Here is a 17,348-nt window from a genome sequence, read left to right on the forward strand (position 1 = left end):
GCCCCCATCTTCTTTCTGCAAGTTTCAGATCGCGGAGGGGTGGCGGGCCAGCGGCGTCACCTGGATGTCCATGTAGGGGAACAGGGGCAGGCTGCTCAGCAGCGCGTGCAGCGCATCGGCGTCCGGCACGTCGATGATCGAGATGTTGGCGTAGCGGCCAGCCACGCGCCACAGATGCGGCCACTTGCCCTGGCGCTGGAGGTCCTGCGCCACGGCCTTCTCGCGCGCCTTGATGTCATCCGCCTGCGCGGCGGGCATGTCGTGCGGCAGGCGCACTTCCATCTGCACATGAAACAGCATCGCGTCGTCTCCTCAGAACATTTCCATCAGTTTCGCATGGTCGGACAGGTCGGCCGGCACGCCGCGGAAGATGATGCGGCCGGATTTCATCACCGCCACGCGGTCGGAGACCGCGAAGGCCTCGCCCACATTCTGCTCCACCAGCAGGATCGTCATGCCGCTGCGCTGTTGCAGCGCGCGGATCGGCGTCATCAGGTCCTGGAAGGTCTTGGGCGCCAGGCCGATGGAGGGCTCGTCCAGCAGCAGGATGGAAGGGCGGGAGAGCAGCGCGCGGCCGATCGAGACCATCTGCTGCTGCCCGCCCGAGAGGGTGCCGGCGCGCCGCGTCCAGAACTCGCGGATGCGCGGCAGCACCTCCAGCACCTCCTCGGTGCGGCGGGCGCCCTCGGCGGCGTCGAGCCGGGCGGACCACAGCGCCAGCTCGAAATTCTCCCGCACCGCGAGGCCGGGGAAGACGCCGCGCCCCTCGGGCACGAAGGCCACGCCCTCGCGCGCCATCTGGTCCGGGCGCGGCACGATGGTCTGCCCGCGCAGATGGATGCTGCCGCTGTTCGGCGTGAGCAGGCCGAACAGCAGCTTCATCAGCGTCGACTTGCCGGCGCCGTTGTGGCCGACGAGGCAGAGCACCTCGCCCTGCGGCACCTCCAGGTCGAGGCCCGAGAGCACCTCGCGCCCGCCATAGCCGGCGCCGAGGCCGCGCACGGCGAGCGCCGGCGGCGCCGCCTGCGGCTGGAGTGAGGCGCTCATGTGCGGCGCTCCCCGAAATAGATGCCGATCAGCTCCGGATCGCGCAGGATCTCCTGCGGCTCGCCTTCGGCCAGCTTGGCGCCACGGTCGAGGAAGGCGATGCGGTCCGCGAGCTCCGTGACGATGTCGAGGTTGTGCTCGATCAGGCAGATGGTGACGCCCTCCGCCGCCGCCTGCCGCACCAGCGAGACGAAGCGGGCGCGCGAGTTCACGTCGAGCCCCGAGGCCGGCTCGTCGAGCAGCCAGATGCGCGAGCCCGTCGCCAGGATGCGGGCCACCGAGAGGAATTTCCGCTCGGCATAGGCGAGGTCCATGGCCCGCGCCCCGGCCTGCGCGGTGAGGCCGGTCCGCTCCAGCGCCTGGTCCACCGCCGCCTCCCGCGCGCGGCGGGCGGAGCGCCCGCCCGGCTGCCACAGCCAGGCGGTGTGCTCGATGGCGGCGAGCACGTTCTCCCGCACCGTCATGCGGCCGAACAGCCGCAGGTCCTGGAAGCTGCGCGCCACGCCCATGCGGGCGATGTGGTGCGGCGAGCGGCCGCGGATCGAGGCGCCGTCGAGCAGCACCTCGCCGGAATCGGCCTCGATGTTGCCGGTGATGAGGTTGAACAGCGTGGTCTTGCCCGCGCCATTCGGCCCGACCAGCGCGGTGAGCACGCCGGGGCGCAGGTCCATGTCGACCTTCTGCACCGCGGCCAGCCCGCCGAACTTCTTGTCCAGCCCGCGGACGGAGAGCAGCGGCGCGCTCATCGGCGCCCCGCCGACTGGCCGGCGATGCCCGCGGGCCGGAAGATCATCAGCAGTGCCATGGCCAGACCGTAGATGAACTGTTGCACCGCGCCGATCTGCGTCGGCGGGATGAAGGGCAGGAAGGAGAGGGCGGCGGGCAGCAGCAGCAGCAGCAGCACGCCGACCAGCGGCCCCGCCAGCGTCGCCGTGCCGCCGATGATGACCATGGCCATGATCAGGATCGACTGCTCCAGCGTGAAGCTCTCGACGTTGACGAACATCATGTAGAAGGAGAACAGCGCGCCGCCGACGCCGGCCAGGGCGCAGCCCAGCACCACCACCAGCGTCTTGAGCTGCCGCACATCCTTGCCGAAGGCCTCCGCCGCGCTCTCGCTGTCGCGGATCGCCATCAGCGCGCGGCCGAAGCTGCCGCGCATCAGCAGGCGGATGGCGAGCAGGATCAGCCCGAGGATGACGAGGCAGAGGGTGAGGAAGGTGCCCTGCGCCGAGACATCGAAGCCGAGCAGGGTGGGCAGCGGGATGCCGACCAGCCCGCCATGCCCGCCGGTGAAGCCGTGCGCCTCGGAGAACACCGTGACCGCCATCATCTGCAGGCCGAGGCTGGCGGCGACGAAATACTCGCCCCTTACGCGCAGCGCCGGCAGGGCGAGGCCGAGCGAGAGCAGCGCGGCCAGCGCTCCGCCCGCGAGGCAGGCCAGCAGCACGTCGGGCACCACTAGCATGGCCACCTGCGCGCCGGCATAGGCGCCGAGGCCGAAGAACACCGCGTGCGCCACGCTGAAGATGCCGGCATAGCCGATCAGCAGGTTCAGGCTGGCGGCCAGGATGCCGAAGATGGTGGCCAGGGTGGCGAGGTTGAGGAGATAGGCGGTCATCGGGTCACCGCCTGGCCGAACAGGCCGCTGGGCTTGAAGAGGATGAAGGCGAACAGCACGACGAAGCCGGCCGCCGCGCTCCACTGCGTGTCCAGCACGCCGATGACGAGGTTCTCCACCACGCCCAGCAGCAGCCCGGCCAGCGCCGCGCCGCGCAGGCTGCCGATGCCGCCCACCACGGCGGCGGCGAGGCTGATCAGCATCACCTGGTGCGAGATGGCCGGCTGCAGGCCGGAGGTCATGGTGGTGAGGATCGCTCCCGGCACCGCCAGCGCCGAGCCCAGCCCGAAGGCGAGCATGGAGAGGCGGCGGGAGGAGAGGCCGTAGGCGCGCAGCAGCTCCGGGTTTTCCGAGAGCGCGCGCAGCCCGATGCCGGCCCGCGTCCGCTCCAGGAACAGCGTGACCAGCACGAACAGCGCGATGGCGACGCCCGCCGCCACCCAGAAGATGTCGGCGAGATAGATGCCGGGCGCCACCTGCCGCGCCATCGTCAGCTCCGAGCTGACGCTGACAAAGCCGCGCCCGAAGCCCAGCTCGATGACGCTCTGCACCACGATGCTCATGCCGAAGGCGGCGACGAACACGGTGAAGAAGGAGCCCTCATGCCGCTGGATGGGCCGGTAGACGAAGGCATCCATCGCCAGCCCGAAGGCCACGGCAAGGGCCAGCGCGGCCAGGATGCCGACCGGCCAGGGCAGGCCGGCATCGGTGCAGGCGAGGTAGGCGTAGCCCGCCAGCGCGAAGGTGGCGCCATGCGCCACGTGGAACACCCGCGTGGCGCCGAAGATCAGCGCGAAGCCCGCAGCGGTGAGCGCGTAGATGGCCCCCGTCTGCAGGCCGCTGATGAAAAGCTGAAGAAACAGCATCGAATCAGGCGATCTTCTGCAACCGGCCGCCGCGGATCTGGCCGATCTGCAGCGGCATGGCCATGGTGCCGCCATCCTCCAGCACGCCCTCGCCGCCGACCAGCGCGAAGCGCCGCACGCGCTGCAGCTCGGCCAGCAGGCTCTCGCCCGTCACCTCGGTGCCGGCCTTCTCCAGCCCCTGCGCCAGCAGCGCGAAGAGGCGCATGGCGTTGTAGTAGTTCTGGTTGTAGCTGGTCGGGTCGCCATTGTGCTTGGCGCGCCAGTCCTTGACGAAGCGCTGCGTCACCGGGTCGCCCTGGTCCCAGTCGGAGACCTGGCTGGTGACGATCAGCCCCTCGCTCTCCGGCAGCCCCACGACGGAGGGGATGGTGCCGGCGGAATAGGTGATGATCTGCTGGGTGATGCCGTTGTCGCGCAGCTGCTTGATGATCTGCGACTGCTGCGCGCCATAGCTGGCGAAGTACACCGCGTCCGGCTTCGAATCCCGCACCCGCGCGGCGATGGCGGCGAATTGCTGCGTGGCGGGCGGGATGCTGTGCGCCCCCACCAGCTCGCCGCCCGTCTCGGCCAGGCCCTTGCGCAGCTCCTGCACCACGCTGTTGCCCAGCGGGTCGTCCACATAGATCAGGGCGATGCGCTTGAGCTTCTCCTTCTGCAGCCAGGGCAGCAGGGCGCGCACCTCCTGGTTCACCAGCGGGATGACGTTCCAGTAGTAGGGCGAGAGGCCGGCGAGGTCGGGGCCGACGCCGCCGCCATTGACCATCATCACCTTGGCCCGCGTCCCGATCGGCGCCGCCGCCTTGGAGACGCCGGTAAAGCCGATCATCACCCACACGGCCTTGTCCACATTGGCCAGCTTGGTCATGCCCACCGCGCCGCCCTGCGGCGTGGCCAGGCTGTCCTGCACCGCCATGGTGATGGGCCGCTTCAGCATGTTGTCGGCGCGGATATGCTCCAGCGCCAGCTCGATCCCCTTCGTGAACAGGCCGCCATACTCGGCGTTCGGCCCCGACATGGGGAAGAGCGTGCCCACCACATGCGGCGCGGATTGGGCGCTGGCGAGCCGTGGCGCCGTCAGCACCGCGGCGCCGGCCGCGACGAAGCCACGGCGGCTCAGGACATGCTTGTTCATGATCTGCTTCTCCTCCTGGACGTGTTCTGGCTGTCTGCCGGGGGAAGAGGGCCTGGCGGGGCGGGCACAGGAGCCATCCCGTCCGGACGCGGCCATGCCTCCTTCCGCTGCGGTTCCGCGCATGGCGCACCTTCCTCCCCCGCCCGCGCTTGCTGCGCGGGACGCTGTTTCGTTGTCGCGCGGCCTGTTCGCCGCATGGTCCATCTGCGGACAAATGTCCGGCAGACGGACAAGTGTCCGTTTCCGACCGCAACCTCGGACCCTCGCGCAAGGCCTGTCAAGAGTGAAGTTCCTTTGCGGCGCAACAAGCATTCGCTCTTGCCCCGCCGCATGAGGCGGCGTTAATCCGGCGGCGCTCCTTGTCGCGCATGACAGGGCGGCGCGTGGCGGAAAGGCAGGGCGTGCGAACGGATCCCGACCTCGCGGAGACAGGGCAGGACAGCGGCGGGCAGGACGCCGGCGAGACGGCGGGGGGCGGGGGAGCGCGCGGGCTCGAGTTCGTGCTGTCGCTGGAGCGGGGCCTGGCCGTGCTCTGCGCCTTCGGGCCGGGGCGGGAGCGGATGACGCTGACCCAGGTGGCCGCGCTCACCGGCCTCAGCCGCGGCACGGCGCGGCGCTTCCTGCTGACCCTGGCGGAGCTGGATTTCCTGGCCAGCGACGGCAAGCTGTTCTGGCTGACGCCGAAGGTGCTGCGCTTCAGCCATGGCTACCTCGCCTCCTTCGGCCGCAGCGAGGCGGCGCGGCCGCACCTGCAGGCCATCAGCGACCACTTCAACGAAAGCTGCTCGCTGGCGGTGCTGGACGGGGCGGAGGTGGTCTATGTGGCGCGGGTCGAGGCGCGGCGCGTCTTCTCCTCGCGAATCGATATCGGCACGCGATTGCCGGCGCATTGCACGGCGCTGGGCCGGGTGCTGCTGGGCGGGCTGGAGCCGGAGGCGCTGGAAGCCTGGATGGCGCGCTACCCGCTGGCCCCCTGGACCGAGCGCACGGTGGTGGACCCCGCCCTGTTCCGGCAGCGCATCCAGGAGGCGCGGCGGCAGCGCCATGCCATCATCGATGGCGAGACCGAGCTGGGCAGCCGCTCCATCGCCGTGCCGGTGCCGGACCCCGCGGGGCGCACGGTCGCGGCGCTCAACATCGGCGCCTCGGCGGCGCGGGTCTCGCTGGCCCAGATGCGGCGGGAGATGCTACCCGCCCTGCGTGCCGCCGCCGAGCGCATCGCAACCCTGGCTTTGCCATGGTGAGGGAAAAATCCGCCGCGCGGTTGACGGGGCACAGCTTCGCGACTTGATTTTTGCCGTTATTCCATTGCAATGCCCACGCATGGCACTGCCCGCTTCCCGTTCTTCCCTGCCCCGTCTGCTGTCTTTCGGGGATTATGAGGGCGAATACTTCGCTTCCGCTTCGGCCACCCATCTCGTGGTTGCCTTGACGGGCGTCGGCGACGTACGGGAACGTCTGAAATCCTACGATTTCTACCGCACGCTGACCAACCGCCCGCAGGCGGACAGCCTGCTGCTGCGGGACCAGAGCCGCAGCTGGTTCCACAATCCCGCCGGGCGGGACGCGCTGATCGAGGCCTGCCGCGGCATCGTCAACGGGGGCGGCTATGCGACAGTCACCTTCCTCGGCATCAGCATGGGGGCCTATGGCGCGCTGAGCCTGGGCCGGCTGTTCCCGGGCGCGCGCATCCTGGCCATGTCGCCGCCCTTCTCGCTGGACACCGCCCGGCACGGGCGCAACGTGGTGCGCCACAAGCGCTGGCTGGACGCCAACGCCCTCCATGCGCCGACCGACCTCGACACGCCCGGCGAGAACGAGCACCTCATCCTGTTCGGCGATGCGGAACCGATCGACATCCTCAACCTCCAGCGGTTCCAGGCGGTCGGTTTTCCCGGCCTGTTCGTCTGCCCGGGGGGTGAGCACAACATCGGCGCCACGCTGCAGCGCCAGCGCCGCATGTCGCTGTTCATGGACCGGCTGGCCGCTGCCGCGCCGCTGGAGGAGCTGGCGGCCGTGGCCGGGGCCTACCCGGCCTATGGCGCCTGCCACGCGGTGCAGATGCTCCGCGCGCGGGCGCATCTCTACCGCGGCGAGATGGTCGAGGCCGACCACTGCCTCAACCTGGCGCGCTGGGCGGTGGGGGAGGCCTCGCCGCATCTGTCGCTGCTGTCCCTGCTGCGCCTCGGCCTCGGTGCGCCGCAGGGCAGCGCGGTGGAAGCCGTGGCCCGGCAGGCGCGCCATCTTCCCGGGCGCAGCGTTGCCGTCCCCGTGGAGGAAGGCTGGGAGCTGAGCTTCCGGAGTTCCGAGGCACGGCAGATCGGCGGCACCACCGTGCTGGGCCCGCTGGTGCTGGGCAGCCTGCGGCGGACCGTGCCCGGCCCGGACGGCGCCTGCACCCTGTCCTTCCGCGCCGAGGCGCCGCAGCTCCACAACGCCACGGGCTGGCGCGCGCTGGAGGTGTTCGGCGGGGAGGCGGAGGGCTATCCATGCCTGCTCACCGCCGGGCCCGCGGAGGAGCGGGTGGAGATCCCTCTGGAATTGCAGGACGGGGCGGCGGAGTTCGTGCTGCGCCGTGGCTGCTTCGCCTCCGGCTTCGACGAGAAGGGCTCGGACGACCAGTTCGCCTGGTCGACCAAGCTGCGGGAGCCCCGCATCGCCGCCTGACCCACGGCCGCTTCAGCCCAGCAGGAAATCCTGCGCCGAGAGGGCGGAGAGCTGGATGCCGTCCAGCACCAGCGCGGTGCCGCTGGCGTCTTGCAGCAGCACGTCCGCGCCGGCCTGCTGCAGCCAGTAGCCCGCCGGCCAGCCGTCCGCCGCCGCCGGCGGGAAGCCCTGCAGCACCACCACATCGCCTTCGGCGGGGCGGAAATCGGTGATGTGGTCCGTGCCCTGGCCGGCCTGGAGGATGAAGCGGTCCGCGCCGCTGCCGCCTGTCAGGATGTCCGGCCCATGCCCCCCGTCGAGCGTGTCGTTGCCGCCCCCGCCGGACAGCCGGTTGGCCTGGGCATTGCCGAGGATGAGGTTGTCCAGCGCGTTGCCGGTGCCGCGCAGGGGCTGGCTGCCGCGCAGCACCAGCGCCTCCACCGCCTCGGGCAAGGTGTGGCTGATCCAGCTCTGCACCGTGTCCCAGCCTTCGCCGGCGTTCTCCATCACGGAATCCTTGGAGTGCGCGACGTGGAAGATGTCGTCGCCAAGCCCGCCGATCATCTGGTTGGTTCCGGCGCCGCCATGGAACTGGTCGTTGCCGGCGCCGCCGAACAGCGTGTCGTTCCCGCCCTCGCCATAGAGGATGTCGTCGCCATCCTCGCCGGAGAGGATGTTGCCGGCCGCATTGCCGTAGAGGATGTTGTTCCCGGCATTGCCCGCGCCATCGAGCGCCTGCTCGCCCATCAGGCGGAGCTGCTCGACATTCGCCGCCAGGATGTGGCTGATCCAGCTTCGCACCGCATCGAGGCCTTCCCCCGGCCTTTCCACCACCAGGTCGCCGTTGTCGTCGACGATGTAGATGTCGTCGCCCATGCCGCCCTCCAGCCGGTCCGCACCGGCGCCGCCATCGAGGGTGTCGTGACCCGCCATGCCGTGCACGGTGTCGTCGCCCGCGCCGGCGGTGATGATGTTGTTCTGGGCATTGCCGGCAATGGTGTTGGCCAGGCTGTTGCCGGTGCCGTGGATCTTCGCGTTGCCCATCAGCTGGAGATGCTCGACATGCGCCGGCAGCACGAAGCTGGCCCAGCTCTGCACCGTGTCCGTGCCCTCGCCGGCCTTCTCCACCACTTCGTTGCCGGCGGCGGCGATCAGGTAGAGATCGTCGCCCGGGCCGCCGGCCAGGCGGTTGCGCCCGGCGCCTCCATCCAGCCGGTCATTCCCCGCGCCGCCGATCAGCGTGTCGTCGCCGCCGCGGCCCAGCAGCCAGTCGTCGCCGGCCCCGCCATCCAGCACATTGTTCGCCTCGTTCCCGATCAGCACGTTCTCGCCGGCATTGCCGGTGCCGTTCAGCCGCTCGGCGCCCATCAGGCGCAGCCATTCCACGCCCGCCGACAGCACGTGGCTGACGCTGGCTTCCGCCGTGTCGAGGCCTTCCCCGGCGCGCTCCTCGATACGGTCGCCCGTGGAATCGACGATGTAGGTGTCGTTGCCGGCGCCGCCCGCCATCAGGTCGTTGCCGCTGCCGCCATCGAGGCGGTCCTCGCCCTCGCCGCCGATCAGCGTGTCGTCGCCCGCCATGCCGCGCAGCGTGTCATTGCCGCGGTGGCCGTCGAGGCGGTTGGCGGCGGCATTGCCGATCAGCGTGTCGCCGCCATCGCCGCCATCGGCGTTCTCGATGCGCGTGCCGGGCGCCAGCACCAGCACCTGCCCGGCGATGCGGCTGGCCCCGCCCGGCGAGAGATCGATCAGCGAGGCGGTGGTGACGGCGGCGGCGTTCAGCGTGTCGGTGCCGGCGTCATCCTGCAGGAGCGTCCGGCCTGGATCGGCGGCCACCTGCGCGGCATACTCATCGGTGAAGACATGCACCGTGTCGTCGCTGGCGGGCGCGCCGTAGAGCGTCAGCGACCAGCTCGCCAGCCGGCCGCCCGTCCCGGCGGCGAGGTCCTCCACCCGCAGCGTCCATTCGCCCCGCGCCTGCTCCCAGAGGAACTGCACGCTGCTGAAGGTGAAGACCAGATGGCCATCCACCTCCTTGTAGCGGCCGAGGCCGAGCTGATCGAGCAGCACGCTCTCCGTGCCGCCCGGGGAGATCAGGGTGATCCGGAGCTGGCCGGGCCTGGCGTGGAGGAGGTCCACGGAGATCTCCGCCCGCTCGACCAGCAGATCACCCTCGATCGTCACACCCTGGCTGGCGGTGCCGAGATCGGGCAGGTCCAGCACCCCCCCGGAGGTGGCGCTGGCGGTGTGGAGACTGGCCTCGGTGGCCGGGGCGGTGCGCCAGCTTTCGGCCAGCCGCACCGCGGCCTGCGCATCCACCAGCCCGAAGCCGGCCCCGCGCGAGACATGCAGGCCGCCGCCATTCCAGCCGGTGCCGGCATTGACCAGCCAGCCGGCGCCGGCGGCGTCCGTCACCCTGGCGCTGAGGGCGAGGATGGTCTGCACGTCGCGGTAGCCGAGGGCGGGGTTGGCCTCCAGCATCAGCGCCACGGTGGCCGAGACCAGCGGCGCCGCCCAGGAGGTGGCGCTGGCCGGGGCCACCACCAGCAACGCCGCGCCGGGGTTGGAGAAGGGCTGCACCGCGCCGGTGGAATCCGTGGCGCCGACGGCGATGCTGTGGCGGTTGTTGAGGTAGCTGTGGCTGTTGACGTCGTCGCCCGTGGCGCCGTTGTTGCCGGCGGAGCGCACGATGACGGTGCCGAGGCCGCCACGCCCCGCCGACGCCGCGTGCAGGATGGCGGCGGCGGCCCCGGCATACTCCGCGCTACCGAAATCGTCGCGGAAGTACTCGCCCGAGCGGCTCCAGGAGTTCTGCGAGATATCGACCTGATGCTGCAGGGCCAGCAGCGCCGTCTCCTGCGCCACGGTGCGCGCATCCCGCGTGTCGAAGCGGTAGGCGACCAGCCTTGCACCGAAGGCGGCGCCGATATCGCCGATGCCGTTGTTGGCCCGCGCGCCGATGATGAGCGCGACCGTGGTGCCATGCTGGTCGCCGGAGGTGGTGCTGGCGTCGTCATCACCCTCGAGGGCGTCGTAATCTGCCGCCACGTCCATCTGGCCGCCCAGATCGCGCAACGCGTAGTTGACGCCGGCATCGACGATGCCGATGCGGATGCCGGCGCCGGTGTACTGCGCATAGAGCGGTGTGGCGTTGATGCCCGTGCCGTCCTGAAGCTCCCACTGCGCGGCGTATCCGGGGTCGTTGAAGGACTGTGCCACCACCTGCCTCCTGCCTGCTGTGCAGGAGGCAGGGGTAGGCAAGTGCCCGCTCCAATTGGTTAAAGAGGCACAAAGAGTCCTTTCCGTGCCCGGACGACGCCGGAGCGGCTTCGGAAGCCGTTATCGCGGGGTGCAGAACATGTCCCGCAGCAGGGCGAGAAGCCGGGCCACGCGCGGGTCAGCCACGCGGTAGTGGAGCGTGGTGCCTTCCCGCCGCGCCACCACCAGCCCATCCTCGCGCAGCCGGGCCAGATGCTGCGAGACACCCGGCTGCGACAGGCCGAGGCGTGCCGTGAGCGCTCCCACCGTCATCTCGCCCGCCTCCGTCAGGTGGCAGAGCAGCAGCAGGCGCGGCTCGCTGGCCAGCTGCCGCAGCAGCGCCGCCGCCTGGGTGGCGCTGGCCTGCAGCTGGAGGGCCTCGGCCTGCGCCGGCATGGCCTCCCGCCCGCTCATGTCTCCGGCGCGCCGCGCCCTTCCTCCATCAGCTCGAACCACATGGCGTTCAGCACGGCGAAGGCGGCGGCGAGGGGGAGGCCCAGCAGCCAAGCGAAGTACCACATCGGGCGGTTTCCTTTCCGGTCAGTAGCTGTCGGCGCTGCCGCGCACGCTGTGCTCGTCCACCTTGCCCCACAGCACCCGGTAGACCCAGGCGGTGTAGGCGAGGATGAGCGGCAGGAAGAGCACCGTGGCGACGAGCATGATGAACAGCGTCAGGTGCGAGGAGGAGCTGTCCCACACCGTCAGGCTGGAGCGGGGGTCGAGCGAGGAGGGCAGAAGGAAGGGGAAGAGCGACAGCCCCACCGTGCTGATGATGCCGAAATTGGCGAGCTTGCTGCACAGCAGGGTGCTCACCTCCCGCCCCGCCCGCAGGCCGAGCAGGGCGCCCAGCAGCCCCAGGAAGCCGCAGGCGGGGGCCAGCAGCATCCACGGGTGGGCGGCGTAGTTGGCGAGCCAAGCCGCCCCTTCCCGCGCCACCTCCTTCAGCAGCGGCGCGGAGGGGCCGGCGGGATCGATCGGGCTGGTGATGCGGTAGCCCGCCATCAGCGCCACCCACACGCCCCCGAGCGCGAACAGGCCGATCGCCGCCAGCGCCGCCACGCCGCCGTAGCGCCGGCCGCGCTCGGCGACCGGGCCGCTGGCCTTCAGCGAGAGCCAGGCGCCGCCATGCATCACCATCATGCAGAGCGAGAGCGCGCCGCAGAGCAGGGCGAAGGGGTTGAGCAGGCCGAAGAAGCTGCCCTCGTAGCGGATGCCGTATTCCTCGGTAAGGCGGAAGGGCACGCCCTGCAGCACGTTGCCCACCGCCACGCCGAAGATCAGCGCGGGGACGAAGCCGCCGGTGAACAGCGCCCAGTCCCACGCCATGCGCCAGCGCGGGTCGTCGCGCTTGCCGCGGTACTTGAAGCCGACGGGGCGCAGGATCAGCGCCGCCAGCACCACGAACATGGCGAGGTAGAAGCCCGAGAAGGACACCGCGTAGAGCGGCGGCCAGGCGGCGAAGATGGCGCCGCCGCCGAGGATCAGCCACACCTGGTTGCCCTCCCAGGTGGGGGCGATGCTGTTGATGGCGACGCGCCGCTCCATGTCGGTGCGGCCGACGAAGGGCAGCAGCGCGCCGACGCCGAGGTCGAAGCCGTCGGCCACGGCGAAGCCGATCAGCAGCACGCCGAGCAGCGCCCACCAGATCAGCCGCAGGGTGGGGTAGTCGAGCAGTTCATGCAGGATCATGGCACGTCACTCCGCCGGCAGGGCGCGCAGCGGCGCCGCGGGAGCTGCGGGATGCGCGGGAGCCGAGGATGCCGGTCCCTTGCGGATGGCCTTCAGCATCAGCCCCATCTCGACCACCGCCAGCACGCTGTAGATCAGGGTGAAGCCGGCGATGGTCAGCAGCACCTCGGTGACGCCGAGATGCGAGACCGCCATGGCGGTGGGCAGCACGCCCTCGATGATCCAGGGCTGGCGGCCGTATTCGGCGACGATCCAGCCCAACTCGGCGGCGACCCAGGGCAGCGGGATGCTGCACACCGCCACCCAGAGCAGCCAGCGGTGCCGGTCCAGCCGGTGCCGGGCAGAGAGGTAGAAGAAGGTGGCGGTGAGCAGGATGAAGAACATCCCGAGCCCGACCATGATCCGGAACGACCAGAACAGCGGCGCCACCTGCGGCACCGTGTCCCAGGCCGCGCGGCTGATCTGCTCCGGCGTGGCCTCGCGGGGGTCGTCGAGGTAGCGGCGCAGCAGGTAGGCGTAGCCGAGCTGGCGGCCATGCGCCTCGAAGGCCTGCTGCAACGCCGCCGGCACCGCCGCGCCGCGCGGCAGGGCGCGGATCTGCTGGAGCGCGTCATAGGCCAGGATGCCCTGGCGCACCCGCTCCTCCGCCCGCGCCACCAGCGCCTTGATGCCCGGCACCTCGGTGGTGAGCGAGCGGGTGGCGATCAGCCCCATCAGGCCGGGGATGTGGATGGCGTAGTGCGTCTCGCGCGCCTCCTGGTCGGGGAAGCCGAAGGCGGTGAAGGCGGCGGGCGCCGGCTCCGTCTCCCACATCGCCTCGATGGCGGCGAGCTTCATCTGCTGGTGCTCAGTGGCCAGGTAGCCGCTCTCGTCGCCGAGCACGACGACGGAGAGCGAGGCGGCGAGGCCGAAGGAGGCGGCCACCGTCATCGAGCGCCGCGCCAGCGCCACGTGCCGCCCCTTCAGCAGGTACCAGGCGGAGACGCCGAGCACGAAGAGGGCCGCCGTGACATAGCCGGCCGAGACGGTGTGGACGAACTTCGCCTGCGCCACCGGGTTGAACAGCACGGCCCAGAAGTCGGCCACCTCCATCCGCATGGTCTGCGGGTTGAAGGCGGCGCCGACGGGGTTCTGCATCCAGCCATTGGCGATCAGGATCCAGAGCGCCGAGAGGTTGGAGCCGAGCGCCACGGCCCAGGTGGCCGCGAGGTGGCCGAGCTTCGAGAGCCTGTCCCAGCCGAAGAAGAACAGCCCGACGAAGGTGGCCTCCAGGAAGAAGGCCATCAGCCCCTCGATGGCGAGCGGGGCGCCGAAGATGTCGCCGACATAGTGGCTGTAGTAGCTCCAGTTCATGCCGAACTGGAATTCCATGGTCAGTCCGGTGGCCACGCCGAGCACGAAGTTGATGCCGAACAGCGTGCCCCAGAAGCGCGTCATCTCCCGCCACACGGCGCGGCCGGTCATGACATAGACCGTCTCCATGATGGCCAGCAGGATCGACAGGCCGATGGTCAGCGGCACGAAGAGGAAGTGGTAGAGCGCGGTCAGGGCGAATTGCAGCCGTGACAACGCGACGACGTCGAGTTCCATCCGATCCCGCCGGGGTGCAGCCGGCGTCCTCTCGATGTTGCGGCCGGCGCCGGAGCGCGTCGGCCGTGAAGCCCGGGGCGGCGCCTCAGCCGGGGCGCAGCGCGGCGAGGGCGGCGGCGAAGCCCGCCTCGCCCCGCCGGTGCTCGCCCACGAGGCGGCCTTCCTCCAGCAGCAGCAGCCGGTCGGCCAGCGCGGCCTCGCGGCGCAGATGGGTGCAGATCAGCAGGCTCGCGCCCTCCGCCCGGGCGGCGAGGCGGGCCAGCACATCGGCGGCGAGGGCGCCGTCCATCCCCTCGGTCGGCTCGTCGAGCAGCCAGAGGGGGGCGCCGCGCAGCAGCAGCCGGGCCAGCGCCAGGCGGCGGGACTGGCCGCCGGAAAGCCCGGCGCCGCCCTCGCCGAGGCGCGCCTCCAGCCCCTCGGGCAGGGTGGCGACATGCGCGGCGAGGCCCGCATCGGCCAGCGCGCGCCAGAGGCGGGCATCGTCGGCCGTGGGGTCGGCCAGCAGCAGGTTGCCGCGCAGCGTGTCCTGGAACAGCTCGGTCCGCTGGGTCAGCAGGGTGGCGGGCAGGGCGGCCACCTGCCCCTCCCACGGCGCCAGCTCGCCGGCCACCAGCGCCAGCAGGGTGGATTTGCCCGCGCCGCTGGCACCGATGACCGCCACGTGCTCACCCCGCGCCACGCGCAGGCTGATGCCGCGCAGCGCCGGGTGGGCGGCGCCCTCGTGTCCGGCAGTGACGCTCTCCAGCCGCAGCGCCTCGCCCGTGGCGGGCAGCGGCAGGGGGGCGGGGGGCGCCGCGGGCGCCAGGCGCGGCGCGAGGCGGCGGGCGGCCAGCAAGGTGCGGCCCAACTCCACCGCGCCGCGCCGCAGCGCGCCGAAGGGCTCCAGCGCGGCAAGCGCCAGCAGCAGCGCCAGCGCCGCCTGCGGCGCGGTGATGCGCCCGGCCTCTGCCAGCGCGCCCACCGCCAGCAGCGTGCCGCAGAGCGCCGCCGTGCCGGCCAGTGCAAAGCCGAGCCCGGCCTGGGTCTCGATGCGGTGGGCGGTGTCCTCGGCGGCGGCGAGGCGGGCCTCGGCGCGCAGCGTGGCGGCGTGCTGCGCCGGCAGGCGGCCGGCCATCAGCAGCTCCGGCTGGCCGGAGAGCAGGTCGATGGCGCGGGCGCGCAGCGCCTCGGTTGCCAGGGCACGGCGGCGTGCGGGCCGCGCCCCCGCCCGCGCCGCCCGCAGCGGCACCAGGAGCCCCGCCCCCAGCAGCAGCGCCAGCATGCCCGCCCCCAGCGCCGGGTGCAGCAGCCCGAGCGCCAGACCGGTGGCCAGTGCCACGGCCAGCGCCGCGCCGGCCGGCACCAGCAGGCGGAGATAGAGCCCGTCCAGCGCATCGACATCGGCGGTGAGGCGGAACAGCAGCCGGGCGGGGCGGGCCAGCAGGTGGCGCGCGGCGCCGGGCGCGGCCCAGCCGCGGAACAGCCGCTCGCGCAGCGCCGCCAGCAGGGCCAGCGTCGCGTCATGCGTCACCAGCCGCTCGCCATAGCGGCCGGCGGTGCGGACCAGCGCCAGCAGGCGGATGCCGGCGGCGGGGCGGAACACGTCGAAGCCCAGCGCGCCGGCTCCTCCGGCCAGGGCCGTGGCCGTGATGAACCAGCCGGAGAGGCCGAGCAGCGCCGCGCCCGCCAGGGTGGTCAGCGCCGCCAGCGCCGCGCCGCCGAGCAGCGCGTCGCGCCGCTCCCGCCAGAACAGCGCCAGCAGGGGGAGGAGTGCCTTCATAGCGTGATCACCCGGTCCATGCGCGCCGCCAGCACGGGGTCGTGCGTCGCCAGCAGCAGGGTGCGGCCCTGGCACAGCGCCAGCAGCGTCTCGGTGAGGGCGGCCGCCGTGGCGGCATCCAGATGCGCGGTGGGCTCGTCGGCCAGCACCAGGGTGGCGGCGGGGTCGGCCAGGGCGCGGGCCATCGCCAGGCGCAGCGCCTCGCCGCCCGAGAGGCCGGCGCCGCCCTCGCCAACCCCGCCTTCCGCGCCGAGGCCGGCCAGGCGCAGGGCGCGCGCCGTCTCCGGGCGGCCGAGCCCGGCGCGGCCCAGCGCCACATTGGCATGGCGGGAGCCGGCGAAGAGGTGCGGCCGCTGCCCCACCCAGGCGATGCGGCGGCGCAGCGCGGCGGCATTCGCCGCGTCGAGCGGCACGCCGCCGATGCGGATGCGCCCGGCGCCGGGTTCCGCCAACCCTGCCAGCAGGGCGAGCAGGGTGGACTTGCCGGTGCCGCTCGGCCCCAGCAGCGCCACATGCTCGCCGGGCGCGAGGGAGAGGGAGATCTCCGCCAGCGTATCGCGCGCCGCGCCGGGGTGGCGGAAGCGCAGGCCCTCGGCCAGGAGGGCGGGGGGCGGGGCCGGCCGGGGCGCGGGGGCGGCCTCCAGCGCGCCGGGCAGGGCGAGCGCATCAGGCGCGGCCAGGGCGCGCAGGGCGCCGAGCGCGGCCTCGCCGGCGGCGCGGTCGTGCCAGGCGGCGCACATCTCGCGCAGCGGCTCGAAGAAGGCCGGCGCCAGCAGCAGGATGAACAACCCGCCGCCGAGGCTGAGCGGCGCGCCCCAGCTTCCGGCCTCCAACTGCCCGAGCAGGTGGAAACCGACATAGACGGCCACCAGCGCCACGCCGAGCGCCGAGAACAGCTCCATCACCGCCGAGGAGAGGAAGGCGATGCGCAGCACCGCCATGCTCCGCTCCCGCAGGCTTTCCGCCTGGGCGCGCAGCCGGGTGGCGGTGGCCTCCACGGCGCCGAGGGCACGGATGCTGGCCAGCCCCCGCAGCCGGTCCAGCAGGAAGCCGTTCATGCCGCCCAGCTCCAGCAGCCGCGCCTCGCTGGCGGCCTTCGCCCGCAGGCCGATCAGCGCCATGAAGAGCGGGATCATCGGTGCCGCCAGCAGCAGCGCCAGCGCCGCCAGCCAGGAGAAGGGCAGGATGGCGAGCAGGATGAGTGGCGGCAGCAGCGTGGCGCGCAGCCGCGCGGCGCGGAAGCGCAGCAGGTAGGGCAGAACCGCCTCGGCCTGCTCGGCCAGCACGCTGGCGGCGGCGCCGGAGGCGGGGCGGGTGGCGTCGAGCGGCGAGCGCGTGGCCAGCGCCGTGAGCGCCTCCGCCCGCAGCGTGCCGAGCAGGGCGCGCGCGGCGGCGAAGGCGATGCGCCCGCCGCGCGCCTCAAGCCCCGCCCGGGCGAGGCCGAGCAGCGCCACCAGCCCGGCGGGCCAGAGCATCTCCGCCAGCCCGCCACCCTCGGCGAGGCGTGCCACGGCCAGCGCCAGCAGCGCCGCCTGCGGCAGCCAGAGCAGCCCGGCCAGCGCCTGCAGCAGCGCGCCGCGCCGCACGCCGGCGGGCAGCGGGGTGGCGCGCGGCCGACGCGGGGGGGAGGGGGCCGCCGCGGGCACGGGCGCGGCCTGCGGGACCTGCCCCGGCGCCTGCGGCAGGAGAGGGGCTTCGAAGCTGAGGGAGGCGGTCTCGCGCGGGGCCACGCCGGAACAT

Annotated in this window: 15 protein-coding genes; 2 read left to right on the forward strand and 13 right to left on the reverse strand. The window is 72.4% G+C overall.

Annotated elements, in window-relative coordinates; genetic code table 11:
- Window positions 1-24: 24 nt before the first annotated feature.
- Genes catC through CR165_RS12495 form a run of 6 tightly spaced genes read right to left on the reverse strand, consistent with a single transcriptional unit; the run spans window position 25 to window position 4,666 of the window.
- A complete protein-coding gene (catC, locus tag CR165_RS12470; protein WP_109517319.1) occupies window positions 25-300 on the reverse strand; it encodes a muconolactone Delta-isomerase in 276 nt (91 codons plus the stop codon).
- A 12-nt stretch (window positions 301-312) separates the two neighbouring features.
- Window positions 313-1,047 carry an ABC transporter ATP-binding protein gene (locus CR165_RS12475; RefSeq protein ID WP_109517320.1) on the reverse strand — a complete coding sequence of 245 codons (735 nt, stop codon included), beginning with the start codon at window positions 1,045-1,047 and terminating at the stop codon, window positions 313-315.
- Window positions 1,044-1,793: an ABC transporter ATP-binding protein gene (locus CR165_RS12480; RefSeq protein WP_109517321.1), complete on the reverse strand. Its 750-nt coding sequence runs from the start codon at window positions 1,791-1,793 to the stop codon at window positions 1,044-1,046. Before CR165_RS12480 ends, CR165_RS12475 begins: the two co-directional genes overlap by 4 nt.
- Window positions 1,790-2,668 carry a branched-chain amino acid ABC transporter permease gene (locus CR165_RS12485; protein ID WP_109517322.1) on the reverse strand — a complete coding sequence of 293 codons (879 nt, stop codon included), beginning with the start codon at window positions 2,666-2,668 and terminating at the stop codon, window positions 1,790-1,792. Before CR165_RS12485 ends, CR165_RS12480 begins: the two co-directional genes overlap by 4 nt.
- Window positions 2,665-3,534 (reverse strand): branched-chain amino acid ABC transporter permease, encoded by an 870-nt coding sequence (locus tag CR165_RS12490; protein ID WP_109517323.1) that lies wholly within the window; start codon window positions 3,532-3,534, stop codon window positions 2,665-2,667. Before CR165_RS12490 ends, CR165_RS12485 begins: the two co-directional genes overlap by 4 nt.
- A gap of 4 nt (window positions 3,535-3,538) precedes the next feature.
- Complete coding sequence (locus tag CR165_RS12495; protein WP_109517324.1) at window positions 3,539-4,666, reverse strand: ABC transporter substrate-binding protein; 1,128 nt, start codon at window positions 4,664-4,666, stop codon at window positions 3,539-3,541.
- 401 nt (window positions 4,667-5,067) lie between these two features.
- On the opposite strand from CR165_RS12495, the gene CR165_RS12500 reads away from it, so the two are divergent.
- Both CR165_RS12500 and CR165_RS12505 read left to right on the forward strand, forming a co-directional pair.
- Window positions 5,068-5,910 (forward strand): IclR family transcriptional regulator domain-containing protein, encoded by an 843-nt coding sequence (locus tag CR165_RS12500; RefSeq protein WP_245906377.1) that lies wholly within the window; start codon window positions 5,068-5,070, stop codon window positions 5,908-5,910.
- Between the two features lie 175 nt (window positions 5,911-6,085).
- On the forward strand, window positions 6,086-7,333 hold the full coding sequence (locus tag CR165_RS12505; RefSeq protein WP_146201897.1) for a hypothetical protein: 1,248 nt from the start codon (window positions 6,086-6,088) through the stop codon (window positions 7,331-7,333).
- Window positions 7,334-7,345: 12 nt separating this feature from the next.
- On the opposite strand, the gene CR165_RS12510 is transcribed toward CR165_RS12505, so the two are convergent.
- The 7 genes from CR165_RS12510 to cydD all read right to left on the reverse strand — a co-directional run bounded on the left by CR165_RS12510 (window position 7,346) and on the right by cydD (window position 17,338).
- Window positions 7,346-10,531: a S8 family serine peptidase gene (locus CR165_RS12510; protein WP_181378139.1), complete on the reverse strand. Its 3,186-nt coding sequence runs from the start codon at window positions 10,529-10,531 to the stop codon at window positions 7,346-7,348.
- 120 nt (window positions 10,532-10,651) lie between these two features.
- Window positions 10,652-10,984, reverse strand: a complete 333-nt coding sequence (locus CR165_RS12515; RefSeq protein ID WP_245906379.1) for an ArsR/SmtB family transcription factor — start codon at window positions 10,982-10,984, stop codon at window positions 10,652-10,654.
- Window positions 10,981-11,091, reverse strand: coding sequence for a cytochrome bd-I oxidase subunit CydX (gene cydX, locus CR165_RS12520; RefSeq protein WP_109517328.1), 111 nt, complete (start codon window positions 11,089-11,091; stop codon window positions 10,981-10,983). Before cydX ends, CR165_RS12515 begins: the two co-directional genes overlap by 4 nt.
- A 19-nt stretch (window positions 11,092-11,110) precedes the next feature.
- Window positions 11,111-12,259: a cytochrome d ubiquinol oxidase subunit II gene (gene cydB / locus CR165_RS12525; protein ID WP_109517329.1), complete on the reverse strand. Its 1,149-nt coding sequence runs from the start codon at window positions 12,257-12,259 to the stop codon at window positions 11,111-11,113.
- Between the two features lie 6 nt (window positions 12,260-12,265).
- Complete coding sequence (locus CR165_RS12530; protein ID WP_109517330.1) at window positions 12,266-13,849, reverse strand: cytochrome ubiquinol oxidase subunit I; 1,584 nt, start codon at window positions 13,847-13,849, stop codon at window positions 12,266-12,268.
- A gap of 85 nt (window positions 13,850-13,934) precedes the next feature.
- Window positions 13,935-15,608, reverse strand: a complete 1,674-nt coding sequence (locus CR165_RS12535) for an ATP-binding cassette domain-containing protein (protein ID WP_109517331.1) — start codon at window positions 15,606-15,608, stop codon at window positions 13,935-13,937.
- A complete protein-coding gene (gene cydD / locus CR165_RS12540) occupies window positions 15,605-17,338 on the reverse strand; it encodes a thiol reductant ABC exporter subunit CydD (protein WP_245906381.1) in 1,734 nt (577 codons plus the stop codon). The genes CR165_RS12535 and cydD overlap by 4 nt, the downstream gene beginning before the upstream one ends.
- Window positions 17,339-17,348 lie beyond the last annotated feature (10 nt).

The organism is Teichococcus aestuarii, assembly GCF_003116135.1.
GTDB classification, from domain to species: Bacteria; Pseudomonadota; Alphaproteobacteria; order Acetobacterales; family Acetobacteraceae; genus Pseudoroseomonas; species Pseudoroseomonas aestuarii.

Excerpts from the sequence above, each read along its gene's own strand:
- catC (WP_109517319.1), bottom strand. The coding sequence starts at position 300 with ATGCTGTTTCATGTGCAGATGGAAGTGCGCCTGCCGCACGACATGCCC.
- CR165_RS12475 (WP_109517320.1), bottom strand. The coding sequence starts at position 1,047 with ATGAGCGCCTCACTCCAGCCGCAGGCGGCGCCGCCGGCGCTCGCCGTG.
- CR165_RS12480 (WP_109517321.1), bottom strand. The coding sequence starts at position 1,793 with ATGAGCGCGCCGCTGCTCTCCGTCCGCGGGCTGGACAAGAAGTTCGGC.
- CR165_RS12485 (WP_109517322.1), bottom strand. The coding sequence starts at position 2,668 with ATGACCGCCTATCTCCTCAACCTCGCCACCCTGGCCACCATCTTCGGC.
- CR165_RS12490 (WP_109517323.1), bottom strand. The coding sequence starts at position 3,534 with ATGCTGTTTCTTCAGCTTTTCATCAGCGGCCTGCAGACGGGGGCCATC.
- CR165_RS12495 (WP_109517324.1), bottom strand. The coding sequence starts at position 4,666 with ATGAACAAGCATGTCCTGAGCCGCCGTGGCTTCGTCGCGGCCGGCGCC.
- CR165_RS12515 (WP_245906379.1), bottom strand. The coding sequence starts at position 10,984 with ATGAGCGGGCGGGAGGCCATGCCGGCGCAGGCCGAGGCCCTCCAGCTG.
- cydX (WP_109517328.1), bottom strand. The coding sequence starts at position 11,091 with ATGTGGTACTTCGCTTGGCTGCTGGGCCTCCCCCTCGCCGCCGCCTTC.
- cydB (WP_109517329.1), bottom strand. The coding sequence starts at position 12,259 with ATGATCCTGCATGAACTGCTCGACTACCCCACCCTGCGGCTGATCTGG.
- CR165_RS12530 (WP_109517330.1), bottom strand. The coding sequence starts at position 13,849 with ATGGAACTCGACGTCGTCGCGTTGTCACGGCTGCAATTCGCCCTGACC.
- CR165_RS12535 (WP_109517331.1), bottom strand. The coding sequence starts at position 15,608 with ATGAAGGCACTCCTCCCCCTGCTGGCGCTGTTCTGGCGGGAGCGGCGC.